This is a genomic window from Mucilaginibacter sp. 22184 (assembly GCF_052045695.1).
Lineage (GTDB): Bacteria > Bacteroidota > Bacteroidia > Sphingobacteriales > Sphingobacteriaceae > Mucilaginibacter.
On the sequence record NZ_JBQEPI010000014.1, the window covers coordinates 72,338 to 99,196 of the forward strand.

22 protein-coding genes are annotated in these 26,859 nt (G+C 42.7%); 6 read left to right on the top strand and 16 right to left on the bottom strand.

Annotated features, from left to right (window positions below; translation table 11 throughout):
* Positions 1-264: 264 nt before the first annotated feature.
* On the bottom strand, positions 265-2,130 hold the full coding sequence (locus ACTJKG_RS25630) for a M1 family metallopeptidase (RefSeq protein WP_440740771.1): 1,866 nt from the start codon (positions 2,128-2,130) through the stop codon (positions 265-267).
* Between the two features lie 141 nt (positions 2,131-2,271).
* On the opposite strand from ACTJKG_RS25630, the gene ACTJKG_RS25635 reads away from it, so the two are divergent.
* Entirely contained in the window at positions 2,272-2,511 is a 240-nt protein-coding gene (locus tag ACTJKG_RS25635) for a hypothetical protein (protein ID WP_172336228.1), read from the top strand.
* 74 nt (positions 2,512-2,585) lie between these two features.
* Here ACTJKG_RS25635 and ACTJKG_RS25640 read toward each other — a convergent pair whose 3' ends face one another.
* Complete coding sequence (locus tag ACTJKG_RS25640) at positions 2,586-3,347, bottom strand: NUDIX hydrolase (protein ID WP_172336227.1); 762 nt, start codon at positions 3,345-3,347, stop codon at positions 2,586-2,588.
* A 199-nt stretch (positions 3,348-3,546) separates the two neighbouring features.
* On the opposite strand from ACTJKG_RS25640, the gene bglX reads away from it, so the two are divergent.
* Positions 3,547-5,859 (top strand): beta-glucosidase BglX, encoded by a 2,313-nt coding sequence (gene bglX, locus ACTJKG_RS25645; protein WP_172336226.1) that lies wholly within the window; start codon positions 3,547-3,549, stop codon positions 5,857-5,859.
* 1,359 nt (positions 5,860-7,218) lie between these two features.
* On the opposite strand, the gene ACTJKG_RS25650 is transcribed toward bglX, so the two are convergent.
* The 3 genes from ACTJKG_RS25650 to ACTJKG_RS25660 are packed head-to-tail and all read right to left on the bottom strand — an operon-like array spanning position 7,219 to position 8,153.
* Positions 7,219-7,854 carry a Crp/Fnr family transcriptional regulator gene (locus ACTJKG_RS25650; RefSeq protein ID WP_172336225.1) on the bottom strand — a complete coding sequence of 212 codons (636 nt, stop codon included), beginning with the start codon at positions 7,852-7,854 and terminating at the stop codon, positions 7,219-7,221.
* A gap of 54 nt (positions 7,855-7,908) precedes the next feature.
* Positions 7,909-7,986, bottom strand: a complete 78-nt coding sequence (locus tag ACTJKG_RS25655; protein ID WP_440740798.1) for a hexameric tyrosine-coordinated heme protein — start codon at positions 7,984-7,986, stop codon at positions 7,909-7,911.
* Positions 7,971-8,153: a hexameric tyrosine-coordinated heme protein gene (locus ACTJKG_RS25660; RefSeq protein ID WP_440740772.1), complete on the bottom strand. Its 183-nt coding sequence runs from the start codon at positions 8,151-8,153 to the stop codon at positions 7,971-7,973. The genes ACTJKG_RS25655 and ACTJKG_RS25660 overlap by 16 nt, the downstream gene beginning before the upstream one ends.
* 184 nt (positions 8,154-8,337) lie before the next feature.
* Here ACTJKG_RS25660 and ACTJKG_RS25665 point away from each other — a divergent pair, with 184 nt between their 5' ends.
* Positions 8,338-9,642, top strand: coding sequence for a flavin monoamine oxidase family protein (locus ACTJKG_RS25665; protein ID WP_440740773.1), 1,305 nt, complete (start codon positions 8,338-8,340; stop codon positions 9,640-9,642).
* 156 nt (positions 9,643-9,798) lie between these two features.
* Here ACTJKG_RS25665 and ACTJKG_RS25670 read toward each other — a convergent pair whose 3' ends face one another.
* From ACTJKG_RS25670 to ACTJKG_RS25695, 6 genes are all read right to left on the bottom strand, one after another.
* Positions 9,799-10,392 carry a YdeI/OmpD-associated family protein gene (locus tag ACTJKG_RS25670; RefSeq protein WP_440740774.1) on the bottom strand — a complete coding sequence of 198 codons (594 nt, stop codon included), beginning with the start codon at positions 10,390-10,392 and terminating at the stop codon, positions 9,799-9,801.
* Between the two features lie 209 nt (positions 10,393-10,601).
* Entirely contained in the window at positions 10,602-11,045 is a 444-nt protein-coding gene (locus tag ACTJKG_RS25675) for a DUF1569 domain-containing protein (RefSeq protein ID WP_440740775.1), read from the bottom strand.
* Positions 11,046-11,048: 3 nt separating this feature from the next.
* On the bottom strand, positions 11,049-11,495 hold the full coding sequence (locus ACTJKG_RS25680) for a VOC family protein (RefSeq protein WP_440740776.1): 447 nt from the start codon (positions 11,493-11,495) through the stop codon (positions 11,049-11,051).
* A 35-nt stretch (positions 11,496-11,530) separates the two neighbouring features.
* The gene (locus tag ACTJKG_RS25685; protein WP_172336220.1) at positions 11,531-11,953 is read right to left on the bottom strand and encodes a helix-turn-helix domain-containing protein; all 423 of its coding nucleotides are present in this window, start codon (positions 11,951-11,953) and stop codon (positions 11,531-11,533) included.
* 147 nt (positions 11,954-12,100) lie between these two features.
* The gene (locus ACTJKG_RS25690) at positions 12,101-13,357 is read right to left on the bottom strand and encodes a glycosyl hydrolase family 8 (RefSeq protein ID WP_440740777.1); all 1,257 of its coding nucleotides are present in this window, start codon (positions 13,355-13,357) and stop codon (positions 12,101-12,103) included.
* Positions 13,329-14,273 (bottom strand): LysR family transcriptional regulator, encoded by a 945-nt coding sequence (locus tag ACTJKG_RS25695; protein ID WP_172336218.1) that lies wholly within the window; start codon positions 14,271-14,273, stop codon positions 13,329-13,331. The genes ACTJKG_RS25690 and ACTJKG_RS25695 overlap by 29 nt, the downstream gene beginning before the upstream one ends.
* An 89-nt stretch (positions 14,274-14,362) precedes the next feature.
* Here ACTJKG_RS25695 and ACTJKG_RS25700 point away from each other — a divergent pair, with 89 nt between their 5' ends.
* From ACTJKG_RS25700 to ACTJKG_RS25710, 3 genes are read left to right on the top strand one after another with little or no spacing between them, the layout of a single operon-like run.
* Positions 14,363-15,763: a TolC family protein gene (locus ACTJKG_RS25700; protein ID WP_172336217.1), complete on the top strand. Its 1,401-nt coding sequence runs from the start codon at positions 14,363-14,365 to the stop codon at positions 15,761-15,763.
* Between the two features lie 21 nt (positions 15,764-15,784).
* The gene (locus tag ACTJKG_RS25705) at positions 15,785-19,036 is read left to right on the top strand and encodes an efflux RND transporter permease subunit (RefSeq protein ID WP_172336216.1); all 3,252 of its coding nucleotides are present in this window, start codon (positions 15,785-15,787) and stop codon (positions 19,034-19,036) included.
* A complete protein-coding gene (locus tag ACTJKG_RS25710; protein ID WP_440740778.1) occupies positions 19,023-20,144 on the top strand; it encodes an efflux RND transporter periplasmic adaptor subunit in 1,122 nt (373 codons plus the stop codon). The genes ACTJKG_RS25705 and ACTJKG_RS25710 overlap by 14 nt, the downstream gene beginning before the upstream one ends.
* Positions 20,145-20,437: 293 nt before the next feature.
* On the opposite strand, the gene ACTJKG_RS25715 is transcribed toward ACTJKG_RS25710, so the two are convergent.
* From ACTJKG_RS25715 to ACTJKG_RS25735, 5 genes are all read right to left on the bottom strand, one after another.
* Positions 20,438-21,877 (bottom strand): serine hydrolase domain-containing protein, encoded by a 1,440-nt coding sequence (locus tag ACTJKG_RS25715; protein WP_440740779.1) that lies wholly within the window; start codon positions 21,875-21,877, stop codon positions 20,438-20,440.
* Between the two features lie 82 nt (positions 21,878-21,959).
* Entirely contained in the window at positions 21,960-22,886 is a 927-nt protein-coding gene (locus ACTJKG_RS25720; RefSeq protein WP_076374071.1) for an aspartate carbamoyltransferase catalytic subunit, read from the bottom strand.
* 197 nt (positions 22,887-23,083) lie between these two features.
* Positions 23,084-23,632 carry a bifunctional pyr operon transcriptional regulator/uracil phosphoribosyltransferase PyrR gene (pyrR, locus tag ACTJKG_RS25725; RefSeq protein ID WP_166089608.1) on the bottom strand — a complete coding sequence of 183 codons (549 nt, stop codon included), beginning with the start codon at positions 23,630-23,632 and terminating at the stop codon, positions 23,084-23,086.
* Between the two features lie 213 nt (positions 23,633-23,845).
* Positions 23,846-25,819 (bottom strand): 30S ribosomal protein S1, encoded by a 1,974-nt coding sequence (gene rpsA, locus ACTJKG_RS25730; RefSeq protein WP_440740780.1) that lies wholly within the window; start codon positions 25,817-25,819, stop codon positions 23,846-23,848.
* A 212-nt stretch (positions 25,820-26,031) separates the two neighbouring features.
* On the bottom strand, positions 26,032-26,703 hold the full coding sequence (locus ACTJKG_RS25735; protein WP_172336212.1) for a hypothetical protein: 672 nt from the start codon (positions 26,701-26,703) through the stop codon (positions 26,032-26,034).
* Between the last annotated feature and the right edge of the window lie 156 nt (positions 26,704-26,859).

Consider the following 26,859-nt stretch of genomic DNA (forward strand, 5'->3'; position numbering starts at 1 on the left):
TTATAAATGTAACAGCCCGGCCGTTTTTTAATAAACGTGCCGGGCTGTTGCGTTAAGCCAAACAGAGGAGAAAAATCAACTGTTTTGCATATAGTTATTTGATAGTTAATTATTTAATACTTTTTAAATTTTCAAAAGCCCCTCAAAATGGAGTTGGAATTTGTTAAAAAGTGTTAAAATCGATGGTTTGGGGTGAAATTTCGCTCGCTTTTTCACCCTTTTGATCAAAAAAGTGTTAAAATTTAAGGTTTAAAAAGTTTTTGATCATGGTTTCCAGGTGTTGTCTTTTTTATCAGTATCCGGATCATAGGTAGTACCTAACACCAATTGTTTAACCGGTTTTTTAGCTACAAAGGCAACACTGGTAGTTTTGTTGCCTTTGGCCCAACAGGCAATGCTTTGATGCACCAATTGCATACTGCCATCATTATAATATACGGTAAGATTTACAGGTACGGGTTTGGTGCCTATGCTGGTAATAGTCACATTATATTTTTGCAGCTGATGGTTTACCTTGCTGATAGCCAGATTGGGCTGCCCGTTATCAAAAAACCAGCTTTTCCAGAACCAGTTGAGGTTTACGCCCGAGCCTGCATTGATGCAGTTAAAAAAATCATAAGGCATAGGATGCTTGCCATGCCATTGGCTGATGTAGTAGTGCAGGGCCTTTGTAAATAACTCGTCGCCCAGCATATCTTTCACATACAGGTAACCAAGGGCAGGTTTGGGATAGCTGTCAATAAATTTAGCCACGCCGATAAGCTGGGGGGTAAGGGTCATGATAGGTACGTCCTGTTCATTCCCGGCGGCATTTTCGGTTGCTGCAATGCCATAAAAGTCAACAATGGAATGATCGATAACCGGACTGATAAGCCATTCGCCAATGGTAGCCCAGCCTTCATCCATCCAGCCATACTTGGTTTCGTTGGTACCCATGTAAAAAGGGAACATGGTATGAAATATTTCGTGGTCGGTGAGTTCAATGGCGTCGGCGGTGTTTTCTACTGGGTTATCATTCACCATCATGGGGTATTCCATTTGGTCGAGCCCGTCAAATACGGTTTCATGAGGATAGGGGTATGGCCACTTCGGAAACTGGTAACTCATGGTTTCCACGGTTTTGCGGGCGTAGTTAATTACCTCGAAATAGTCCTTATGATTGGGGTTAAAAACTGCATCAACACGAGTGCGGCGATTGTTTTTGGGATCAACCACCAAACTTGATGCTTTCCAGATGTAATGGTTGCTTGTGGCAAAAACAAGGTCGGTTACACTGTCAGCTTCAAATTTCCAGGTATTGGTGGGGTTATTTTTAGTAACATCGGCAGCCTGGATATCGGCCTGGGTAATAATATCGGTTACCTTATCGCTGATGCCGGCCTGGTTTATCAGCTTTACATATTTGGGGTTATATACCTGTTCGGGATTTTTTAGGTCTCCGGTGGCCCAAACCTGGTAATTGCCGGGTACGGTAATCTCGGCATTGAAATGGCAAAAATCGTTGTAAAATTCCTGCGAGCCCAGGTACGGGAGTTCGTTCCATCCATCGATGTCGTCATAAACGGCTATTCGTGGAAAAAAATAAGCTACGAAGAAAGCACCGGTATCAACCTTTCCGGTACGTATATGTGATGTTTTATTGAGTGTATAGTTGTACTCGATATCAAAATGAGCCTTTTGCCTTGGTGATAAAGGGATGTTCAGTATCATGTTGGTGCCCTCCATATGGTGTTTGGCGCTATCTTGTAATTGATTATTGACACTTATCGATTTGATTTGTACACCATCGGTCAGATCCTGTGCTGCAATTGGCATATCGCGAATAGCGCCTTTTTTATATAAATTAGGATATAGCTTAAATAGAATGGTGTTAAGTGTATCCGGGCTGTTGTTGATATAGTCAATAGCTACAGTGCCGGTAATATTGAGGTTTTTGGGGTTAAAGTTTACTTTAATGTTGTAGTTGGCTGTATTTTGCCAATAGTTTTTGCCGGGAGCTCCCGTTTGCGTACGTGTGCCTTTGGTGTAAGTATTTTGCAGATTCGCGGCTATGGGCAATGTGACCTGGGCGTAAGCGATGGTACCACCAGATAACCATGCTATGGCGAGTAATTTTTTGAGGTTAAGCATTAAGCGAAATTATATCAGTTATATTTGAAGGTAAATATAATAAACTGAACAGGCAGCAATGCATGCCGGGTAAATAAGTGATTTTAACATATTTAAGTTTTACGGATAAATACCGTTATTATAACCCATATAAATAAACCAATGACCGCAGAAAAAATGATCATGATAACAGGGAAACAATACCTGGAATTAAAACAAAGGCTGGAAAGTGGCGATGGACTTACCTATAATATAGGTACGGATAAACACCCGGAGGAAGTAAAAATTATCAATATGTATATGGATACCGATCCCGACTTTACGCGTAATCCCCGGCAGTTTGCCAAAATGCACGAAGACTTGCATATACAGGTAAAACTGGAGTATATAACCGAGTCTTAAGTCCAAAATCGGGAGGTCAAAGCCTTTGTTTTTCTGACTTAAGACTTAGAGCCTAAGACGTCCGACTTAAAAAACTACCATCCGCCTTTAAAACCTTCGGTTAAGGCGTTTTGATATTTTTCCAGATCAAAGGAGTATAGGTACGGAGCTTTGTGAGCTCCCCCTTTTCGGGGCTGTTCGGCCCGGTTCAGGATTCCAAAACCCAATATACGGCGCTGAAAGTTGCGTCGGTCCAGCTTTTTATCCAGTATGGTTTCATATAACTTTTGCAATTCAGGCATGGTAAACTCCCTGGGCATCAGATTGTAGCCTATAGGCTGGTAACTGAGTTGTACGCGGAGGGTTTCTAACGCTGTTTTGAATATCAGCTCATGGTCAAGCAAAAATTCAGGCATATCATCCAGGTCGCGCCAGGTACAGGTTTCAGAAAACTGATCTGGTTGGGGAACAACGCCAAAAAAATCAACCAGGGCGTAATAGCCTATAGATAGGAAACGTTTCGCAAACCAGTTTTGTTCATCGGGTACAGTTTCTTTGTACAGATCATGATGGAATTTCGCGCGATCAGGATCTCCAAAGATGTGAAATTGTTGCAAAAATATTTTATCAAGACCGGTACGTTCTTTCAATATACGGTTGGCGGCCATTTCAATAGGTTCCTGTTTTTGTACAAAACCGCCTGGCAAAAGCCATTTATTTTCATCATGAGGCAGCAGCAGCAATACCTTCATTTGCCCTTCATGAAAACCAAAAACAACGCAATCGATAGAAATATGATCGAGATAATTTTTACGCGCGTCTTCGCTGTATTCAATAAGTTGTTCTTTAGTTAACATTTTCGCTATTGTACAAATAAAGTTTGATTATTTAATTATAATAATTACAATTGTGTACTTTATACACCATTGTTTTTGTTTTATTGCAACCAATTTTAACCAGTAACTTTCAATTAAAAGAAGTAATTAATATTCAGTTACATGGCTTTTATTTTGTTCATATTTGTTTATCCAATTCTATTATATCTAAATTAAAAAAATGAAAAAGTGTTTTTCAACCCGAATCGCCAACAAGGTCATTCCGCTTTGTTTTGTGGCAGTGCTCCCTTTTTATAAAGCATCGGCCCAAAGCAAAACCGAGGATGCCAAAATGAATACTTACGTTAATGGTTTACTGAGTAAGATGACTCTTGATGAAAAAATAGGGCAACTTAACCTGGTAACTATTGGCGCGGCAACTACAGGGTCTGTAGTAAATAAGGGGGTTGAGGAAAAGATAAAAAATGGCGCCATTGGCGGTGTGTTTGGTATTTGGGGAGCCGATCAGGTGAAACAGATTCAGGACCTGGCGGTAAAGAATTCCAGGTTACACATCCCGCTTATTTTTGGATTGGATGTGATCCACGGTCACCGTACTATTTTTCCTATTCCGCTGGGATTGTCAGCATCCTGGGATATGAGCCTGATCAAACGATCCGCACAGATCGCGGCTAAAGAAGCTACCGCCGAAGGTTTGAATTGGGTGTACTCGCCGATGGTTGATATAGCGCGCGATGCGCGCTGGGGTCGCATTTCAGAGGGTTCGGGCGAAGATCCATGGTATGGTTCGCAGGTAGCTAAGGCCATGGTACAAGGTTATCAGGGCAGCAGCATGAAAAATGCCGATGCAGTGATGGCTTGCGTAAAACACTTTGCCTTATATGGCGGCGCCGAGGCTGGCCGTGAATACAATACTGTAGATATGAGCCGTATTAAAATGTACCAGGATTATCTGCCTCCATATAAGGCGGCTGTTGATGCAGGTGCAGGTAGCTTTATGAGCTCTTTTAATACTGTTGATGGGGTACCAGCTACCGGCAATCAGTGGCTGTTAACTGATGTATTGCGCAAACAATGGGGTTTTAAGGGCTTCGTAGTATCGGATTACACCGCTGTTAATGAAATGACAGCGCATGGATTAGGCGATCTGCAAACGGTATCGGCCCTGGCTCTGAAAGCTGGTTTGGATATGGATATGGTAGGCGAAGGCTTTTTAACTACACTTAAAAAATCATTAACTGCGGGTAAGGTAACCCAACAGGAAATTGACCTGGCTTGCCGCCGTGTGCTGGAAGCTAAATACAAACTGGGATTATTTGATAATCCTTATAAATCAATTGATGCAAGCCGTGAAGCTAAGGATGTGCTAACAACCGAAAACCGCGCCGAGGCACGCAATATCACTAAACATTCATTTGTGTTGTTAAAAAACAGCAATCAGATTTTGCCATTAAAGAAAACAGGTTCCATTGCATTAGTAGGCCCATTAGCTAACAATCAGCGTGATATGTTGGGCACCTGGGTAGTTGCCGGTGATTGGCAAAAATCAATCAGCGTAATGCAGGGTATTAAAAATGTAGTAGGTGATGGGGTTACTATTAATTACGCGAAAGGTGCCAATATTACTGAGGACAGCTTATTTATACAAAGGCTAAACTTTTTTGGCCAACAGATGGTAGCTGTCGATCCTAAACCAGCCGATGAATTGCTGAAAGAAGCAGTTGATGCGGCTAAAAAATCGGACGTGATCGTGGCTGTGGTTGGTGAATCACAAAGCATGTCGGGCGAATCATCAAGCCGCTCAGATATCGATATTCCAGAAAGTCAGAAAAACATGTTGAAAGAGTTGGCCAAATTGGGTAAGCCATTGGTTATCGTATTATTTAATGGCCGTCCGCTTACTTTAACCTGGGAGGACAAACATGCCAGCGCTATATTAGATGTTTGGGCCCCCGGAACTGAGGCTGGTAATGCTGTAGCTGATGTATTGTTTGGTGATTATAATCCGGCTGGCAAAATTACGGCTACTTTCCCGCGCAGTGTAGGACAGATACCTATTTATTATAATCACAAAAACACCGGAAGGCCATATACCAGCGGGCCGTCAAAATTCAAATCAAACTATCTGGATATTTCCAATGATCCGCTTTATCCGTTTGGTTATGGTTTAAGCTATACCACTTTTGGATACAGCGATGTTAAACTCAGCAAAACAACGCTCAAAGGCAATGAGAGCCTTACAGCAACCGTCACAGTAACCAATACTGGTAAATATGCGGGCGAAGAAGTGGTTCAGCTTTATATCAGCGACCCGGTAGCCAGCATCAGCCGGTCGATAAAAGAACTGAAGGATTTTAGAAAGATAAGCCTGCAGCCAGGTGAGCAAAAAGAGGTATCATTTACGGTTAGGCCAGAGGAGCTTAAGTTTTATAACAGTCAGCTTAAGTACGATTGGGAGCCGGGTAAATTCATTATCCAGATAGGTACAAACTCCAGCGATACCCATACAGCTTCGGTACAGTGGGATAAGTAGAAGGTGTTGATCCTGGTAATTTAGAAAGAGCAGCGATATTATAATATCGCTGCTCTTTCTAATTTTATAGAAGGAGGGAGAATAATATACCGGCATTTATAAATGTTAAATTAACAATTAAATAAAGGATATATATTTATATAAATGCTTTTAATGCAGGTTTTTATAATTATTTAAATGTTGCAATGACATTATTAATGTTTTAGTGTGGCATTTTGACACTTAATAATGAGTTGCTAATTGAAAAAAATACAACCCGAAAACAATAAAAAATATGATCCTTTTGGTATTACTTGGGGATTATTATGAGGTGTTGTGGATTTTTTAGGTTTTATTATAGTTAACAGTAACAATTTTACATTGTTACATTTTTATAATAATGAATGTTTTGTTAGTAATTTATTAATAAAACATCCTCAAAATGCTATGTTTAACTGCTATAATGATTTACTAATAATTAATTTGTAAATCTTCATTTCTTACTTGTGTAAACAATACACTCTCTTTAAATTAGTTGAGAAGCCAATATAAATTTCTGAAGAAGCAGAAATTACACTGAATTTAATAGTATTATAACATTTTAGTTTTAAATGTGCTCAACCCAAAAGGAGGAGCAGAAGCGGATGATATCGGGGAATAAGTTTAAAATTTATCACGGGAAGATCATATGATTAAACCTTTACACTCTGTAATTTTTCAATCTTCAAAATTTAAATGTCGCTACTTTAAAAGGGACACGATTAGGTTTTCCGTACCGGATAAGCAATTCATCCTTATATTAATGGTCCTATTACAAACTTAAAATTTTGTTTATCTACATAAATCTTAAATCAAAGATATTAATCAACTAAATCTCAATCTCATGTTTAAAAATTTACTCTTAAAAGGAAAGATTCCCTGGTTTTTCCTTACACTACCCGGAACAGATTTGTATGTACTTATCAAAGGTACAATTACAAGCACTTTACCAAGACTAATGGCAAATTTACGCTGAGTTTAAATCTGGGTAATGCACCTTTTTTCCTACATCTGTTATATCAAAACATTAAAGTAAAAGCGGGCCTGATGGTATCAGGACTATTTGCGAGCCGGAAGCAATGTGCTGACCGAAGTTGTTGTGATAGGTTACTGTTCTTAACGGAATAAGAAACATCACAGGTTCGGTTGCTATTGTTGGCCTGGCTATAAAAATCTTAGATTGTAGAGATCTGAGTTTAGTTGATCAGTGTTTGTAGGAACATTGAGTAGCGCTCCGGGGTGAGATACGGAGCGCTTTTTTATTTAATGCATTGAACTAACTGTGGCGATTAAGTCATAAGCCAAACTTAAATTGGTACCGGCATCCTTGCTCCACCTTATTTATACAATCAGTTTAATTTTACGAGGTGATTGTGTGATCTTCTGATCTTTCTCCATCTTCTTTAACAAGCGGGAAATCACTTCCCTTGAGGTGGCCAGATCGGCGGCTATGTGCTGATGGGTGATCACCAGCTCGGTTGATTTATTTATAGCTACTTTTGTTTTCAAATATTGCAACAGACGGTCTTCAAGATTATAGCAAATTACTTGTTTGGTGGTTTCCAGCAGGTCGTTATAATGTTTCTGATATTCATGCAGGATCATCTCGCTGAATGCCGGATATTTGAGCAACCATTCGCGGGCTTTATAAATAGGAACCAGTAAAAGGAGCGACCGCTCCTCCGTAATACCCGAAAAACTCACTTCTTTTTCATTAAACAGATGGGCGAAGCTAAAAATACAGGTAGAACCCGGGTTGATGTAATACAGGAGGAAGGGCAAGCCATCCTCCTCGCTGTAAACTTTTACCGTTCCATTGATCAATATGGGCAAATTTCGAACCAACTGACCCTGCCTTACCACATATTCATCCGGCTCAAATGATTTAAGTTTACCAAAGCTGATCAGTTCGCCGAGCAAATCTTTTCCAAATTCGGCCAGACATTGGCTTATCAGATTGGTTTCAAATTCATCCATTTTTGCTGCAGTTCATTATCTGCAGCAAATTTACCTTGTTGTAACGATGTGTGCTCATTTTTTCCAATAATTATTCGCGGCAGCAATGGTGGCAAATTCAATAGCTACGGTTTGACCTATGGCAATAAGCATAGCAGCATCTTCGGCGTAAATTGTGGGCGTAATCTTTCGCGTACCGCCGCATCCGGCTGGGTGATCTTAATTATAAGACGCGACATTTTAATGGCTAATGCCCTACCTTCTTCAGGTGTTTCGGTTATCAGGGAATTACCTGGTATTAGTTGTACACTGTCTGACATAATTCAAATAAGTTAAATGATGAATGTTTGTTGGTCAAAGTAAAGGTAATAGAAATATGAAATTGGTGACTTTAGTTACAATCCACGATTTTTTAGGCCTGTTGTATGGCTTTTGTCATGTTTTGTTTTGACCATGGCGATACGTTGCCGCCATCAATACAAAACCTAACTTTGTTTATAAAATATGAACACTGCTGATATACTGATCGTAGGCGCCGGTGCCGCCGGACTAATGGCTGCTCGCGAACTAGCCAACACGGGTAAAAAGGTAATAGTACTGGAGGCGGATAACCGCATCGGGGGGCGCATCCACACACAATATGATGCTACAACCGGAGAATATACAGAACTAGGGGCCGAGTTTGTACATGGAGATCTGCCGGTTACCATAGGCTTATTGAACGAGGCGGGTATATCTTATCGTTCTGCTTCGGCAGAGATGGTACAATATGATGAGGGTGCCTTTGTAGAAAATGAATCATTTATTGAGCATTGGGATTTGCTGATCGACAAATTGAACAGCCTGCAGCAGGACGTCAGTATTGAAGAGTTTATGCTGAAAGAGTTTCCTGATGATGAATATGCGCGGATGCGTACCTCGGTGAGGCAATTTGTATCAGGCTATGATACCGCCGACCCACAGAAAGCCAGCAGCTTTGCCTTGCGGAAGGAGTGGCAAAGCGAAGATGACAGCGCGCAGCACCGGGTAGCAGGAGGGTACGTGACTTTACTGAATTACCTGGCTGGTGAATGCAAATCCAATAACGGTCAAATATTTCTGAACGCCATAGTAAAGGATATTTATTGGAGCCCCGGGGAGGTAAGTGCCATTACAGCTGACGGTACAGCTTACCACGCCCAACAAATAGTGTTGGCTGTACCGCTTGGTGTTTTGAAAGCTGGTGAAGGCCAAACAGGCGGAATAGCTTTTCATCCGCCGCTTAAAACGCACGCCGAAGCTATACAGGGGATGGGTTTTGGTTCGGTGATCAAAATATTATTGGAATTTGACGAGGCTTTCTGGTACAGTGAAGAAACCGAAGCACGCATTGGCCGGAGCCTCGACAATATGGGCTATCTACTTTCGCAGGAAGAAATACCTACCTGGTGGACGCAATTTCCGGAGCGATCCAACATATTTACCGGCTGGATAGGAGGAGCGGATGCCGAAGCCAAAAAAGAAAAGACGGATGAAGAAATACTGGTGCAGGCCTTGCAGTCGCTTGCCAATATTTTCCGGCTGAGTGTGGAGGAATTACAGCAAAGACTTAAAGCATGGAAAGTGGTAAACTGGACAGCCAAACCATTTACCCTGGGCTCATATGCTTATGATACGGTTAACGCGGCTGTCTGTCGCAACACGTTAAACACACCAATTGATGACACTCTGTTTTTTGCTGGCGAATATCTTTATGAAGGCACCGCCATGGGTACCGTAGAAGCTGCTTTGACCAGCGGAAGGGGTGTGGCGGAGATGATTATATCATAAATTTATTAAGCGTAAAACGATGTTATTTCGAATGGAGAGAGAAATCTTCTGCATAATGCCTTGACAATTTTATAAGATTTCTCTCTCTGTTCGAAATGACAATTTTGGCTAAAAGAGTAGGCTTCGATTGCCCCTGTATAAAGCGGCTAAGGCTCATCAAACCAACATTTCTCTCTGTTCCAGCTTGGTTATAAACCGTTGAATTCTCTTTTCTCTTGTTTCGGGTGTTTTTGCCTGATGCAAATGGTAGTATATAATAAAAAGGTTGGTTCTGTTAAGCGTATCAAAAAAGGCCCTGGCTTTTGTATTATTGTTTAACTCTTTCATAAAATCCTCCGGAATGATCGCCTCCTGTTGCGGAGCGTAAGCTTTTTCCCAGCGACCATCAGCTTTGGCCATATCTACCTGTGCAATACCCGGAGGGCGCATTTTTCCACTGGTGGTTAACCTTTGGATGTGCTCCGTGTTCCGGTAGGACCAAGTACTTCTGGCCCTTCTGGGTGTGAATTTTTGAATAAAGGATACCTCATCCAATTTCTTTTTAATCCCATCTATCCATCCAAAGCAAAGAGCCACATCTAAGGCCATCGCGTAATTAATGGATTTTATGCCCGAGTCCTTTTTGAATATCTTCAGCCAGATGCCATCTGTATTTTCATAGTTCTTGTCCAGCCATTTTTCCCATTGTGCGGAGGTTTTAAAAGAAAGCAACGGTAGCTCTTTTTTTGATGATGGAATGGTTTGTTTCATGAAACAAAGAAAACCGAGCCACATGACAGCCCTATGTCAGTAGTGCAAAAAGATGTTATCGATTAAATGAGAGGTGAAGAGGTGTTGATGAAGTGATCAGAACATTCCCTACACCCCTTCAAGAGAGGAATCTCAATGCCCCGCTTTTTTAATTATCCTAACGCGCCATAGGATGAAGCCGGGTGATGGCATCCATTAACATACTTAATTTACGCCCCAAACTGCCGTAAATGATGGTCGATATGTTTATAAACAAAGGGACCGATCTGTTCGCGGGTCATAGAACCAAAAAATGGATGTATAAAGCCTGGATTGGAGAAATTAGCATAATCCCTGATCTTGGCGAGCCATTCCGTCCGCTCTGATACCATGTCGCCATTGCCGGTAATTCTAAGTTCGGGAAGAGTAGGGGTATTTCTCGCCAGGGGCGATTCATCTTTCATAACCCTGCGTAAAGCCATCCGGCCAAAAATACGACCGATAAATGCACGTTTGTATTTTTGCCTGCCTTGCATCATGTCTTCCCAAAGGTTGCAATGCCTTACCATCTGGTAAACATTCATTTTGCCCCATTGCGCCTTGCTGTCTCTGTTTAATGAATTCACCCTGCCAATGAGTTCATCCCTTGTTTGCTGGTCGAAGATCGATTTCATAGCTTAAGATTCAATTTGTGCCAATGAAAACCAGTTGCCAGAATCGTCTGTAAACAAGGCTTCATAGCCATAAAACTCTTTTGTTGGTACCTTTTTGAATACCACTCCTTTAGCCTTTAATTCTTCGTAGGTTGCCAGCAGGTCGTGGCAGGTGAATACGGCCGCACCGAAGGTTCCTTTTTGGATAAGGTGGGTCATGGTTTGTACGGTTTCCTTATCAAACATGCCACCTTCGGCAACCAGGAACAGGGTTATTTCCAGTTCGGGTTGTTCGGGCGGGGTTACGGTCAGCCACCGGGTACCTTCGCCCATGGGGGCATCTGTGTGTACCTTGAAACCCAGCTTGTTTACATAGAAATCGTATGCGCGGTTCTGGTCAAGAACATAAATGCACATGTGCGTTACTTTGGTGATCATTTTTTGTATGTATTTGGTTAACAATACAAACATGGGCAATGCATCACATTATTACCTCTTGAAAATTGCTATTTTTTGATGTAGCCGTGCGATTCTGCAAAGCAATTTGGAACAGCAGATAAGGGATTAGCCCGAATGGCCTGCTGCTTTGCTTTTTGACTGTTTTGAAACACTGAAGGTGTTTTACCCACCACTTTTTTAAATACGGCTGTAAACGATGTGGGACTGTCAAAACCGATGCTTACACAAACGTCCATAATGGTATTGCCTTCGGCCAATAATAAGCGGGCTTTGTCTATCCGCACTTGGGTAAGATAATGATGCGGGGTTTTACCGTATATGGATTTAAAAAGCCTGATAAAGTGATATTTGGAGAAGCATGCTTCATCGGCTATGTTGGAAATATCAATGTTTTGGGAGAAATGACTGTCGATGAATAGTTTGGCTTGCACTATCCGTTTATACAGATACAGTTTCTCGTATTGTTCCATTTGGTTATAAATTAAGTATTCTGAACCAGAATTTACGGAATTTAAGAATTAACATAATAATAAATTCGATTGCTGAATCCGAAATTAAAAATAAATCAAAATTCGAACATCTGAAACGACGGCGCCCTCAACGAAGTTAATTCGAAATCAAGATGCTTTCCAGTAATTACCCGATACGATGATCATGTCAAGCATTTTGATGCTGTTATCGTAATAGTCGTAATCTCGGAGTTTAAAGGCAACCAGGTAATCCCATAGCTTATTGAGCCATTGTTGGTTACGCTGATCAACCGTGGCTGATACGGTGAAAGGGGCTATAAAACTCAGCGCTTCAAAATACCGGCCTTTGATATCATTCCCGGCCAGGGTATATCCTGCCGAAATATTATCGGGATTGCCATTGGTGGTTTCGCGGATCCAGTGGTTTATTTTATCGGTGAAAATCTTAGCTCTTTGGTCACCATATAATAAATAGTCGCTGGCTATTCGCCAGGGTACGCGGCAGGCATTGTAGTTATAATAACCATCGTATGGTGATTCGAGATAATTGCGTTGTGCCGGATGATGGGTTTTATTGATGCCGCGGATAAAATCGGGCACCAGGCCGGCATCGGGGCTGTATTGGGCTTGCATAGTAGAGAAGAGGTGATAATTATTATCGATTGCTGATTTCCATTTGCCGTTATGTAAAGTGGCTTCAAAGGCTTTAAAATGGGCCGGCATAAAGTCGGATGAACGCATATCGAAGTAGTCGGCGCTATCATATTCAATGGCGTCGCTCAGCAAAACGGAATAAGTCTTGGGGTTGATCTCGTGCTGCATAATGGCCGCTATGATGCTTTGCGCTTCGTGCAGGTAATTGATACTGCCGGTATTGCCCCATTGTTTGCCAGCCAGCAGCAGGGAATAGGCAATATCCATATCGCCATCGGTAGCGGTGCTGTGGTCAAGATCTTTACAGCCTTTTACCTGAGCCCAAGCCATGAGGTAGGGGGATGTTTTAGCCGGGTGGGCTTTGAAATACCGGTAAAGGCCGTCAAAAGTATGTCGTGCAGATGGATCATAACCGGCCATCAGTACGGTTATAACCATACCGTAGCCCTGACCTTCGGATACACATTCTTTGCCTTTTCTTTCAAACCAAATATAATATTGATCAGGTTTGCAGCCGGGTTTTACGTAGCGCTTTTTCCACTGATTATAAAATAGTTCTACCTGTTTATCCAATTGTTGTTGGGACAGGTGGTTGGGTTTGATGCTGCCTTTGGTGTAGGAGTAATGCTGCGGGAAGGGCATGGAGACCTCACCCAAATCCCCTCCTTTGGAGAGGGCCGGGGTGAGGTTTCCAATACTTATACCCAGTACAAAAAGGAGGTTAAACCACCTGTTCCAGTAATTCTTCAAAATGCTCTTCTTCCATACACATTTGATTCTCGGCAAAATACAGTTTCAGGCAGGCCAGGAAATTCTGGATAACCGGGTTATCCTTGCAGGTAGCGGCATACCAAGTGCGTTTGGCTACGCTGTGGTGTAATGGTTTGGCCACTACGTTCCGGTTGGCCAGGTAAGGTTTCACTATCCAGTCGGCCATTACGCTGATGCCCAGGCCCGCGTTTACCATCTCGATGGTAGCATCGGTGTAGTGGATGCGGTTGAGTGTTTTGGGTTTTACGTGTTGTTCCTGTATCAGGGTTTCAATAAGCGGGGTATCCTGGTAGCTGGGATCATAAAGGGCCAGTATCAGGTCCTGATCCTGAAAATCGCAGATATTGATTACATCCTTTTTGGCCAGTGGATGATCTGCTGGTAAAATAGCATTTAGGCGGTCCTCAAAAATAGGTTCGTAAGTTATTTTGGTGTTCACCATCTGGGTACGTACAATACCCAGATCCAGGTCGCCTCGCATGAGGTATTCCAACGGGCGGCGGGTGGCATCCGATACGATGTTGATATGGATATCCGGCCACTGGCTTTTAAAATCTTTGATAACACCGGGCAGCCAGTGGTAGGCCGTATAGCACTGCATACTGATATTGAGCTTGCCGGTTTTACCGTTTTTATAGTTGCGGATGTCCTCTTCCATCGAGCGTATCTCGGCAATGATCTTCTCAGAACTGCGCAAAAAGCGATAGCCAATCTCAGACAAATGTAATTTTTTGCCTTCGCGGTGAAAAACTTCAATATCCAGCTCTTTTTCCAGTTCCTTTAACTGGTGGCTCAGGGCCGATTGAGTAAGGTGCAGCGTTTCGGCTGCTTTAGTTAATGTGCCCTCTTTTGATATGGTATCAACTAAGCGGAAGTGGTGGAGTGCTATGTTCATTATGAATTTTACTAATGATTATGACAAAATTAATTCATTTTTTTCATACATCCTATAGCCCTACCTTTGCCGTGTATAAAATACACGTTATGTATAAGCTACCTTCAAAACAACTACTTCTGTTTTTAGGTGTTTTATTTGTCTTCCAGGCTCAGGCTCAGCAAAAAGTTTTAAACATCAAAGATGCTGAACAAATGGCACTCGCTAACTACGGTACCATCAAATCCAAAGCTAATCAGTTAAACGCTGCTAAGGCATTTCTAAAAGAAACACGTACAGAATATCTACCAGATGTAAGCATCTCGGCACAACAAGACTACGGAACGGCTAACGGCCAAAACGGACCTTTGTATGGTTACCGTGGTTTATCCGTAGCATCATCAGGCCCCGCCCAGGCTAATCAAAACTGGAACGCGGCATTTGGCTCCTTGTATTTAAGTAACGTAAGCTGGGATTTTTTCAGCTTCGGTAAATCAAAAGAACGGATCAAAGTACAAAAGAACATTGTTAACCGTGAAGAGACGGATCTGGTACAAGAGCAATTTCAGCACGAAGTTCGTGTAGCCAGCACCTATTTAAATCTACTGGCGGCTCAGCAACTGGAAAAGGCACAGCAGGATAACCTGAACCGTGCTATGGATCTGCAAAAAGTTGTGGCGGCCCGTGTAAAGAATGGACTGAATCCGGGTGTGGATTCGGCTTTGGCCAACGCGGAGGTATCCAACGCCAAAATCTCGTTGACCAATACGCAGCAAACTGTTCAAGATCAGAGCAACCAACTTTCGGTTTACCTGGGCATCCCGGCGCAAGATTTTTTATTGGACAGCGCCTTTGTAACCAAACTGCCTACCACATTGGATGCTACAAGCGCGGTACAACTGGCAGACCACCCGCAATTACGCTATCTGCAGAACCGCATCGGCGTAAGCGATGAGCAGGCCAAATACCTCAGAACTTTCAGCTACCCTACATTTACCTTGTTTGGTGTGTACCAGGGCAGGGGATCAGGTTTTAATTATGATTATACCACCAACCCAAACAGCGTTAACAGTAGTTATGGCGCCGGGGCCAATCCAACCCGGTACAATTATCTGTTTGGTGTAGCCATGGTTTGGAATATTACCAGCCCATTCAGGGTGCATTACCAGGTACAATCGCAAAAATATACCTCAGCGCAGTTCAAAAATGACTACGACCTGGTGCAGCAGCAACTGACGGCACAGCTGGCATTGGCACAAACCCGCATCGGTAATTCATTGAAGAACTACCGCGAGGTACCGGTTGAGGTTTCGGCCGCGAGCGATGCTTACAAGCAGAAATATACCTTATATAAAAACGGACTGGCCAACATTGTTGATTTTACCCAGGCTCTTTATACACTGAACCGTGCCGAGGTTGACCGCTACATTGCCTTAAACAATGTATGGCAGGCACTGCTGTTTAAATCGGCAGCTACCGGCGATTTCGGCATATTCATTAATAATTTTTAATAACAGTAATACACATTTATAATGGGAATGATCAAAGGGGCGCTACAAAAACCAATTACCATATTGGTTATAGTTGCCGGACTGTTTTTTTTCGGGATCAATGCGGTACGTACTATCAAGATAGATATCTTTCCTGATCTTAACTTGCCGGTTATCTACGTATCCCACCCTTACGGAGGTTTTACTCCCGACCAGATGGAGGCTTATTTTGGTAAGCAGTATGTGAACCTGCTGCTTTTTGTTTCGGGTGTTAAAACCATCGAAACCAAAAACGTACAGGGTTTAACACTGATAAAAGTTACTTTTTACGAAGGTACTAATATGGCACAAGCCGCGGCGGAGGTCACGGCGTTCACCAACAGGGCCCAGTCGGCATTCCCGCAGGGTTCACAGCCTCCGTTTATTTTGAGGTTTGATGCCTCTACGCTACCGGTTGGTCAGTTGGTACTTAGTAGTCCTACCCGATCAAACAACGAATTGCTTGACTTCGCCCTGGTTTATATCAGATCAGCATTTACATCGGTTCCGGGATTGGTAGCACCTGCTCCTTTTGGTGGTAACCAGCGAACCGTGGTAATCAAGGTTGATCCTGGATTGTTACGCTCGCACAACTTAACACCCGATCAGATCGTGGCTGCTTTGCGTGAGAATAACCAAAACACCCCCGCGGGTAACGTACGTATAGGCGACTATAACTACCTGGCACCGGCAAATACTACCATCAAAAAGATTCCGGATTTTGGTAATATCCCACTATACAAAAATGGTGTACAAACAGTTTTTTTACATGATGTAGCTACTGTAGAAGATGGCGCGGACATCACCAACGGTTACGCACTTATTAACGGTAAACGTTCGGTTTATTTGCCTATCACCAAATCGGCTACGGCTTCAACCTGGGATGTGGTGCAGAATTTGAAAAAAGCGCTTCCCCGTTTCCAGGCTTTGGTTCCGGATGACGTAAAATTGTCGTTTGTATTTGACCAATCGGTTTACGTAATTAATGCGGTAAAGAGTTTGGCCGAAGAGGGCGCCATAGGTGCGGTACTCACTGGTTTAATGGTGTTGCTGTTCCTGGGTGACAAACGCGGTGCACTCATCGTAATATTAACTATACCAACCTGTATTATATCAGCTATATTTTTCCTTTCGCTTTTTGGGCAAACCATCAATATAATGACGCTGAGCGGTTTGTCGTTGGCTATTGGTATCTTGGTGGATGAGTCGACAGTAACGATCGAGAACATACACCAACACTTTGATATGGGTAAACCCAAAGCCCTGGCTATATGGGATGCCTGTAAGGAGATCGCTTTTCCTAAATTACTGATCTTGTTCTGTATCCTGGCAGTGTTTGCACCGGCCTTTACTATGAAAGGTATTCCTGGAGCGTTGTTCCTGCCGCTGGCGCTGGCCATTGGTTTCTCCATGATCGTATCTTACTTCCTGGCGCAAACCTTTGTACCTATCATGGCCAACTGGATCATGGTAAACAAACATGAAGACCACAGCCATGCAGATGGTTTTGCTTTGGAAGATGAAGGCGAACCATGGGAGCAAAAAGAAAAAGCCATGAAAAGGGCTTTGGAGCATACGGGTAAAGAAGTAACCCGTTTTGACAGGTTCAGGGATAGCTTTATGCGCCTCATGGACAGGATGCTGCCCAACCGCAAGATCCTGGTAACTGTTTATGTTGTTGTTGCTTTTGGCTTAGCCTTCCTGCTCTTTAACATTATTGGCCGCGACGTATTACCAAAAGTAAACTCCGGAACATTCCAGGTACGTTTGCGTGCGCCCGATGGTACCCGTTTGGAGCGTACCGAGATAGAGGTGGTGAAAGCGCAGCATATACTGGGTAACATCGTGGGTAAAAATCACATTGCTATTACGTCTACTATGGTGGGTACGCACCCATCTTCGTTCTCCACCAACCCGATATATATGTTTATGGCTGGTCCGCAGGAAGCAGTTATGCAGGTGAGCTTAACAGAAGACTATAAAGTGAACCTGGATGATCTGAAAGAAAAATTCAGGGACTCTATAGCTCAAAAAATGCCTGGCATAAAGATCTCCTTTGAGCCGATAGAACTGACTGACAAGATCCTGAGCCAGGGATCGCCAACACCGATAGAAGTTACCCTGGCCGGTAAAAACAAAAAACAAAACCAGGAATACGCGTTCAAGATATTGGATAAATTAAAACAGATCAAATATCTGCGCGATGCACAGATAGGCCAGTCGTTTAACTATCCGTCGTTAGATATTACTATCGACAGACAAAGAGCAGCGCAACTGGGTGTAGGTTTAAATGATATATCCCGCTCGTTGATCGCTTCTACCTCATCATCGAGGTTTACCGAAAAAAATAACTGGATAGATGAGCGCGTAGGATTAAGCTACCTGGTACAGGTGCAGGTGCCTGAATATCAAATGGCCAGCCTGAACGATGTGAAGGAAATACCGGTATTGGCTAACCAGGCACGCCCTACGCTGGGTGATGTGGCCGATGTGAAAACCGGCTTAGCTAATGGCGAAGATGATAACATTGGTGCTATACCAACCCTGTCTGTTACGGCCAATATCAATAAAAAAGATTTAGGTACCGCAACGCATGATGTGCAGGAAGCTATTAAATCTATAGGAAAATTGCCGCACGGGCTAACCGTTGAAATGCGCGGTTTAAGCCAGACATTAACCGATACATTGGATAGTTTACAATCAGGTTTGTTGGTAGCTATTATCGTGATATTCCTGATGCTGGCAGCTAATTTCCAGTCGTTCAAAATGTCGTTCGTGGTACTATCAACGGTGCCTGCGGTATTGTTCGGTTCGTTATTATTGGTTAAAATAACCGGGGCAACACTCAACCTGCAATCATACATGGGTATGATCATGTCGGTAGGCGTATCCATCTCCAACGCGGTATTGTTGATAACCAACGCCGAAGAATTGCGTAAACACAACGGGGATGCGTTGAAAGCCGCCCGTGAAGCAGTGGCCCTGCGTTTGCGCCCTATATTAATGACCAGTTTGGCGATGGTTGTGGGTATGATTCCGATGGCATCCGGCCTGGGCGAAGGCGGTGACCAGACATCACCACTCGGCCGTGCGGTTATTGGCGGACTTATTGCTTCCACATTTGCGGCCCTGTTAATATTACCATTGGTTTTTGCCTGGGTACAAGGTAATGCCACCACACAATCAGTTTCATTAGATCCAGAAGATAAAGAAAGTAAATTTTATGTCCCTTTGCACCATCATGAAAAAGCTTAAAAATAGATCCACCATTATGCTTGCCGTATTAGCGGTAGCAATAAGTTTCCTGAGTGCGTGTCATTCAGAGGAAAAAGAAAAAGAAAGCGCCGAAGAGCAACAACAGGAAGCAGTGGAAACCCCATCGGTCGAGCTGGTTTCGGTTCAAAAAGGAAAACTGAGTGGTTCAGTTACCATTCCCGGCGAACTGATCCCTTATCAGCAGGTCGACCTGTATGCCAAGGTGAACAGCTATGTGAAAAAACTGCTGGTTGATATCGGTTCCGAAGTACACCAGGGACAATTACTGGTTGTTTTAGAAGCACCGGAGATCAACTCACAATTAGCAGGCGCGCAGTCAAGAATTAAGCAACAGGAGGCCATTTACTATGCCAGCAAAGCTACTTATGACCGATTGTTAAGTACCAGCAAAACTCCCGGTACCGTATCGCAAAATGACCTGGAGCAGGCTGAAGCCAAAAAGAACTCTGACCTGGCCAACGTAGAAGCAGCCAAATCGGCTTACAAAGAAGTTGCTGCTAACCTGGCTTACCTGGAAATACGCGCTCCGTTTGATGGTGTGATCACCAGCCGTAATGTAAACCTGGGTGCTTATGTAGGTCCGGGTGGTAAAAGCACCGATCCACTGTTTACTTTACAGGATCAGAAAAGACTGCGTTTGGTAGTATCCATACCAGAAAGCTCTACCGGTTCATTAAGCAACAAAAGTGAAGTTGATTTTACGGTGAAAGCTTTGCCTAACCAAAAATTCACCGCGCAGGTGAAACGTTTGGCCGGTGCTTTGGATGAAAAGCTAAGAGCAGAACGTTTAGAAATGGACGTATACAATAAGGATAAAAAACTTTTGCCGCACATGTTTGCCGAAGTTAACGTGCCCCTGCCGGGTGGCGATAGCGCTTATGTGGTGCCAAAAACCGCTGTTTACACTTCAACCGAAAAGGTGTTTGTAATTAAGGTGGTAAATCATAAAGCCATATGGGTTGATGCTAAAAAAGGCTTAACATCGGGCAATATGATGGAGGTTTACGGCGACATTAAACCCGATGACAAACTGGTGAAAGTAGCCTCAGACGAAATCAGAAACGGATCAACAGTAAAAGATAAATAATTAGTTGATAGGATAAGGATTGAGTTAATTCAGTTGACTGATTACTTTTGTTTTGCATCCCGCTTTGCTTTAGGCAAGGTGGGATGTTTTTTTACAGATGGATTTGTCCTGCATGATCTAAAAAACGAATGTCATTTCGAACGAGCAGATAATTTAATCATGTCATTGCGAGGAGGAACGACGAAGCAATCTCATCGCGTTCAATATGCGAGCGAGGAGATTGCCACGCTTCGCAATGACAGAATTGGGTAAAGATGCCGAAACAAGTTCGGCATGATGGGATTGTTTGCCTCTTACTTTTGCAGCAACTGCAGTATTTTAGTACCTATAAGATCTGTACTTTCTGCCGCGTTGGATAGTATTACTACAGCAAGGCTCTTTTGCGCATTAAAAGCCAGGAAGCTGCTGCTGCCGTAGGTACCGCCGTTATGAAAATAATACTCCACACCGTCAACAATAATAATATGCCAGGCAAGGCCCATTTTGGCATCCTTACTGAAAGTGATCTGATGAGTTAGCTCAAAAGCTTTACCGAGCTTGTCAGGAGCCGGTGTCATATTGGCCTTTGCATATGCCAGCAAATCATTTACTGATGAATGGAGGGCCCCGCAAGGGGCTAAAACGTCAAAATCCCAGGCAGGAGTAGCTTCACCGCTGGCATTATATACGGTAGCGAAGTTGCTTAACCGGGCCGGACTTAAACGCTGGGTAGTACTTGACATGACCAGCGGGCGGCAGATGATTTCGAGCACCATTTGCTCAAATGTTTTACCACTCAATTTGGACAGGATGGTGCCAAGCAATCCCACACCTAAATTGGAGTAATCGTATCTTTCACCGGGTTGGCTATTCAGTTTACAGGTTTTAAGGTAGGCAAACAGCTGCTGCTTGGTGTAATCTTTATAAGGATTAAGCTCATCGGTCGCGCTAGCCTCCATATTATCCGGAATACGGGCTAAACCCGAAGTATGATTGCTTAATGATTCCAGCGTGATCAATTTTAACTCCGGATTTTTGGCCACAGAATCGGGCAGGTATTTAATAACAGGATCGGTCAGTTTTACTTTGCCTTCGTTTACATAGTAAGCCAGTAAAGTAGCCGTAAACGTTTTGGTGATAGATCCTATCTCATAAATGGTATGAAGTGTGGGCAGTTGCTTGTTACCTTTGGTGGTTTCGCCATAGTTGTAGGTGCTTATTTGGCCATCTTTTAAAACGCCTACACTTAAGCCCACGGTATTGGCTTTTTGAATATACCTGCGTACAACAGATTCGATCGCTTTGTCCATGGAGGTTAATAACTTATTGGTTGAGGCAGCCTGATTTAGCTTATCGGCGGTTACCTGGTTAAATGGTTGAAACAGGAAAAGATCCAGTTTATTGTCCTGATCAAGACTCATTTGCAGCTGTAAAGTAACCGCGCCGAAGATCAGCTTATAGGTACTTACTTTGTTATTAACAAAACTAACAAGCGATGAACCTTTAATATCGCCCAGTGGGAAAAGCTGCTGGTTGGCCACAGACCGGAAACCTTCGGGAGTTAAGGTCTTTTTAAATAGCTCGCCACCAAGGGAATAAAGTGAATCGGTTTTTTGAGCATTAAAGTATTTTTGTACTAACGCGAATACCGAATCTGTTTTCACCTGCTGGCGACTTTGAGCTTGTGAAGATACGACGTAAAATAGGGAAGCTATGAAAAGGCATAAACAGCAAACATTCTTAAACTTTATCATTTTACTTTGCTTATCAACGCTGATAACAAGCGTTGTTATATAAATAGGGTTAAGAAAACTGAACCTGCCTGCTTAATGAAATTTATGGCGTTTGCCCGGCCAACAGGTACAGTACAGCCATGCGTATGGCTACACCGTTCTCTACCTGGTCAAGGATGATGGATTGCTTACTGTCGGCTACATCGCTGGTGATCTCCACACCGCGGTTGATAGGACCGGGGTGCATTACCGTGATCTCTTTATCTAATGAATCCAGGATGGTTTTATTCAAGCCAAAAAGCATAGTGTATTCTCGCAGGGAAGGGAAATACTTAATGTCCTGACGCTCCAGCTGTATGCGTAGCATGTTGGCTACATCGCACCAGTTTAGGGCTTTTATTAAATTATGTTCAACTTTTACGCCAAGCGAACCGATGTATTTAGGGATCAGCGTAGTCGGGCCGCAAACCATAACCTCGGCACCCAGTTGTTTCAAACAAAGAATGTTGGAAAGCGCGACACGGGAGTGCAGTATATCCCCCACGATCACCACTTTTTTGCCCGCCACATCACCATATTTTTCGCGGATGGAGAAAGCATCCAGCAAAGCCTGGGTAGGGTGCTCATGAGCGCCATCGCCAGCATTTACGATCTGGGCCTTTACATGTTTCGACAGGAAGATGCCCGCGCCCGCATAAGGGTGGCGCATCACCACCATATCTACCTTCATGGCCAGAATATTGTTTACCGTATCGATCAGCGTTTCGCCTTTGCTTACCGATGACGATGACGCCGCGAAGTTCACCACATCTGCCGAAAGACGCTTCTCGGCCAATTCGAATGACAGGCGGGTACGGGTGGAGTTCTCAAAGAAAATATTGGCAATAGTTACATCGCGCAAAGATGGCACTTTCTTGATCGGCCGGTTTAAAACGGATTTAAAAGTATCGGCAGTTTCAAATATCAGCTCGATATCTGCCCGGTTCAAATCTTTTATGCCTAATAAATGCCTTGTGCTTAGTCCTGCCATGATTTTTTATTTCGGATTTCGGATGTTCGATTTCGGATTTTTTTATTCTCTGAATTTCGATTCTGAAATTTATTTTTTTGTCCCTCTCGTCATTGCGAGGTACGAAGCAATCCCCAACTTACAGAGCGACCCTGTATAGCTTAGAGATTGCTTCGTACCTCGCAATGACGCTTTAATATATGTACTTTCTTATAATACTACTCCGCTGCTTCCGATACCAGCACAATTTTATCTTCGCCATCGGTATCTTTCCAGCTTACTACTACTTTTTGCGATGCGATGGAATCCACTTCAATCCCTACATAATCTGCCGATACGGGTATGTGTCGCGAGTAACGGCGATCAACCAGTGCCAGTAACTCCACCTTCTCCGGGCGACCAAATGCCTGCATGGCATCCATGGCGGCACGAATGGTTCGGCCAGTCCAGAGCACATCATCCATCATCACTACTTTTTTGCCTTCAATAATAAAATCTATCTTGGTTTGATTGGGTACCAGTTGCGATTCGCGCCTGCGGAAATCATCGCGGTAAAAGGTAATATCCAGGTCGCCCTGCAAAATGGTTTTGCCGGGTAATATTTTTCTGAGTTCTTCGGCTACGCGTTTGGCCAGGTATATGCCCCGCGGCTGAATACCAATAAGCACCGATTGTGAAAAATCATCATGATTTTCAATCAACTGGCGACATAAACGTTGTATGGTGATCTGAAATTTTTGTCCGTCGAGCAGTGTAAGATTTTGCATCGTATGGGTGGATTTGGGCAAAAATAGTAAATAGTTTTGAGTTTTGAGTGATGAGTTTAAAAAGCTGTTAACGGAAGTACAGTAACTAAAATATGAAGTCCCAGAATTTATTTCGGGATCCCATTATAAAAGTATATAAGATGCTTCACAAGCAACAAAAAAGCCCTTCCGTTTATTCGGAAGGGCTTTGTGAGAATATGCTTCAGTTAAAGCTTACGCTTCTTCTTCAGATTCTTCAGCTTTTTTAGCTGGTGCAGCCTTGCGGGCTTTGTTTTCAGCACCTTCCATTTGCTCTTTTAACTGAGCTAATACGCTAAGATCGCCTAAAGTTGATTTTTCAACTGATTCTTTCACTTTTTTCACCGCGTTGCTAGCAGATTTTGCCTCTTTTTTGCGGTTTTCAAATTCCTGTACACGAGCATCAGCGCGAGCTTCTTCCCAGATACGTGAGTGTGAAATAACGATACGTTTGTTCTCTTTGTTAAATTCAATGATCTTGAATTCAGCGGTTTCTTCAGCTTTTACTGATTTACCGTCTTCTTTAACCAGGTGTTTGGTTGGCGCGAAGCCTTCAACACCGTAAGGTAAAGCTACGATAGCACCTTTGTCAGTTACTTTCAGTACAGTACCTTCATGAATTGAATCAATGGTAAATACGGTTTCGAAAGTATCCCAAGGGTTTTCTTCCAGCTGTTTGTGACCTAAGCTTAATTTGCGGTTCTCTACGTCAAGCTCTAAAACAACCACGTCTAATTTTTCACCAACTTTAGTGAATTCGTTAGGGTGATTTACTTTTTTAGACCAAGAAAGGTCAGAGATGTGGATCAAGCCGTCGATGCCGTCTTCCAGTTCAACAAACACACCAAAGTTGGTCATGTTTTTAACTGTTGCAACGTGCTGAGTGCCGATAGCATATTTCTCAGCAGCATTTTGCCATGGATCTGGAGTTAATTGTTTAACACCCAATGACATTTTGCGCTCTTCTCGGTCAAGTGTTAACACTTGTGCTTCAATCTCGTCGCCAACTTTCAGGAATTCCTGAGGGTTGCGCAGGTTTTGTGACCATGACATTTCTGATACGTGGATCAAACCTTCAACACCAGGGATGATTTCCAGGAATGCGCCGTAATCAGCAACGGTAACAATTTTACCTTTAACTTTTGAACCAACCTGAATATCTTCAGAAAGGCTTTGCCAAGGATGAGGGGTTAATTGTTTTAAGCCCAGAGCAATACGTTTTTTCTCGTCATCAAAGTCAAGCACAACAACGTTGATTTTTTGATCCAATGAAAGAATTTCGCGTGGATGCTCGATACGGCCCCAAGATATATCAGTAATGTGCAGTAAGCCGTCAACACCACCAAGGTCAATAAATACACCAAAGTCGGTAATGTTTTTAACGGTACCTTCCAATACCTGTCCTTTTTCAAGGCGTGCAACAATTTCTGTTTTTTGGTTTTCCAAATCGTCTTCGATCAGCACTTTGTGTGATACCACTACGTTTTTAAACTCGTGATTGATCTTAACAACTTTGAATTCCATTGTTTTACCTACATACACATCGTAATCACGAATTGGTTTGATATCGATTTGTGAGCCAGGTAAGAAGGCTTCAACACCCATGATGTCAACAATTAAACCACCTTTAGTTCTGCTCTTCACAAAACCAGTGATGATCTCATCATTGTCAAGGGCCGAATTAATGCGCTCCCATGATTTTTGAGTTTTTGCACGTTTACGTGAAAGTACTAACTGACCGTTAGCATCTTCCTGTGACTCTACAAATACATCAACTTTGTCACCGATCTTCAGATCAGGTGTATCACGGAATTCTGATACTGAAACTAAACCGTCTGATTTAAATCCTACGTTCAGTACCACATCTTTGTTGTTAACATTAACAACAGTACCGGTGATAATTTCGCCTTTGGTGATAGAGCTGAAAGTTCCATCATACATTTTCTCGAATTTCTCACGGTCGCTATCGGTATAGTTACCAAATTTTTTGTCATCTGCATCCCAGTCGAAATCCGCACTTGGAGTAGCTGCAATTTTTGATTTGATCTCTTCGATAGATATTGAATCAGCTTCTGATTCAATGGTTTCTTTTTCGCCAGATGCGGTAACTGTTCCCAGTTCAGCTTCTTTCGCTTTTAATTCTTTTTCTGCTTCTTGTTTTTTTGCCATTAAATAATTTTTCTCCTTTTCCCAATTTGTTAATTGGGACTGCAAAGGTAGGTATATAATTTTATTAAATAAAAGAATATTTTAATGTTAATTGCTGATATTTAAGCCTTTTTGATATAAACCGGGCCTTGTCATAGCGTTTTTACCGTTTGAAGTCTGAAAACTACCTGGGTAAATGACTTTTAACAATAGGTTAAATAAAATTTGATGGATTAAATAGCGATGAGCTTATTGGCTATTTCTTCAAATATCGACATGAAATCGGGCAGCAGATAATCGCGATAATTACTCAACACCGAGTTCATTTCTGTTTCGTGTTGCGGGGTGAATGGATTTCGCCAAATGCGCATGCAAATACGTTTTAAAGCATAGGCAATCTGGTGCGTCTCGGCGTAGGTATGCAAGTACTGACTGCGTTTGAAATCGTCATAAAACTTAAAAAAAACGCTGCTATCGGCTAATCCAGAAAAAGTTAAAAACTCGCTGATCACTGTAGTTTCGCAGGCTGCCAGGTTCGCGTAAAAATCGTCGACCTGTATTTTGCCGGTTGTAAGCAGCAGGTTATCGATGATGAGTTCCAGTGCCACGTGCCCCAGGAAAAAAGGTTTTACCGGCGACCCCTCAATAGCGGGCAACAATTGCTTTTTTAACTGGTGGGAATGAAGAGTAAAAAAATCAGACGAGTGGAAATAGCGGTCAACCGCCAGATGTTTATTCCAGCCGGCGATAATGGAATTTACATTTTTATTGGTATGGTGCAGCTTTTCGGGGTGAAGGATGATGTTTTTATCGGCATTTTTTAAAAGATCGGGCAAAACGATACCTAAAATATGGTAACAGTTGTTGATATCACGATCAAAGTAATAATGCGATAAAAAATTCATAGACGCTGTGGTGCAAAATAGTGGCTTTTGCTCAAGGTACAAAAAATAAGTAATTATTTGAAATGGACTTTACCTTTAGTTAACCCTGTATTGGCCGGATTTAGCTATTCGGCTCAGCCAATTATTCTCTTATATTTGCAGCCTTTGAAATATTGA

Bases quoted from the DNA above. Each gene is read 5' to 3' on its own strand.
- ACTJKG_RS25630 (WP_440740771.1), bottom strand. From the start codon at position 2,130: ATGCTTAACCTCAAAAAATTACTCGCCATAGCATGGTTATCTGGTGGT.
- ACTJKG_RS25635 (WP_172336228.1), top strand. From the start codon at position 2,272: ATGACCGCAGAAAAAATGATCATGATAACAGGGAAACAATACCTGGAA.
- ACTJKG_RS25640 (WP_172336227.1), bottom strand. From the start codon at position 3,347: ATGTTAACTAAAGAACAACTTATTGAATACAGCGAAGACGCGCGTAAA.
- bglX (WP_172336226.1), top strand. From the start codon at position 3,547: ATGAAAAAGTGTTTTTCAACCCGAATCGCCAACAAGGTCATTCCGCTT.
- ACTJKG_RS25650 (WP_172336225.1), bottom strand. From the start codon at position 7,854: ATGGATGAATTTGAAACCAATCTGATAAGCCAATGTCTGGCCGAATTT.
- ACTJKG_RS25655 (WP_440740798.1), bottom strand. From the start codon at position 7,986: ATGCTTATTGCCATAGGTCAAACCGTAGCTATTGAATTTGCCACCATT.
- ACTJKG_RS25660 (WP_440740772.1), bottom strand. From the start codon at position 8,153: ATGTCAGACAGTGTACAACTAATACCAGGTAATTCCCTGATAACCGAA.
- ACTJKG_RS25665 (WP_440740773.1), top strand. From the start codon at position 8,338: ATGAACACTGCTGATATACTGATCGTAGGCGCCGGTGCCGCCGGACTA.
- ACTJKG_RS25670 (WP_440740774.1), bottom strand. From the start codon at position 10,392: ATGAAACAAACCATTCCATCATCAAAAAAAGAGCTACCGTTGCTTTCT.
- ACTJKG_RS25675 (WP_440740775.1), bottom strand. From the start codon at position 11,045: ATGAAATCGATCTTCGACCAGCAAACAAGGGATGAACTCATTGGCAGG.
- ACTJKG_RS25680 (WP_440740776.1), bottom strand. From the start codon at position 11,495: ATGTTTGTATTGTTAACCAAATACATACAAAAAATGATCACCAAAGTA.
- ACTJKG_RS25685 (WP_172336220.1), bottom strand. From the start codon at position 11,953: ATGGAACAATACGAGAAACTGTATCTGTATAAACGGATAGTGCAAGCC.
- ACTJKG_RS25695 (WP_172336218.1), bottom strand. From the start codon at position 14,273: ATGAACATAGCACTCCACCACTTCCGCTTAGTTGATACCATATCAAAA.
- ACTJKG_RS25700 (WP_172336217.1), top strand. From the start codon at position 14,363: ATGTATAAGCTACCTTCAAAACAACTACTTCTGTTTTTAGGTGTTTTA.
- ACTJKG_RS25705 (WP_172336216.1), top strand. From the start codon at position 15,785: ATGGGAATGATCAAAGGGGCGCTACAAAAACCAATTACCATATTGGTT.
- ACTJKG_RS25710 (WP_440740778.1), top strand. From the start codon at position 19,023: ATGAAAAAGCTTAAAAATAGATCCACCATTATGCTTGCCGTATTAGCG.
- ACTJKG_RS25715 (WP_440740779.1), bottom strand. From the start codon at position 21,877: ATGATAAAGTTTAAGAATGTTTGCTGTTTATGCCTTTTCATAGCTTCC.
- ACTJKG_RS25720 (WP_076374071.1), bottom strand. From the start codon at position 22,886: ATGGCAGGACTAAGCACAAGGCATTTATTAGGCATAAAAGATTTGAAC.
- pyrR (WP_166089608.1), bottom strand. From the start codon at position 23,632: ATGCAAAATCTTACACTGCTCGACGGACAAAAATTTCAGATCACCATA.
- rpsA (WP_440740780.1), bottom strand. From the start codon at position 25,819: ATGGCAAAAAAACAAGAAGCAGAAAAAGAATTAAAAGCGAAAGAAGCT.
- ACTJKG_RS25735 (WP_172336212.1), bottom strand. From the start codon at position 26,703: ATGAATTTTTTATCGCATTATTACTTTGATCGTGATATCAACAACTGT.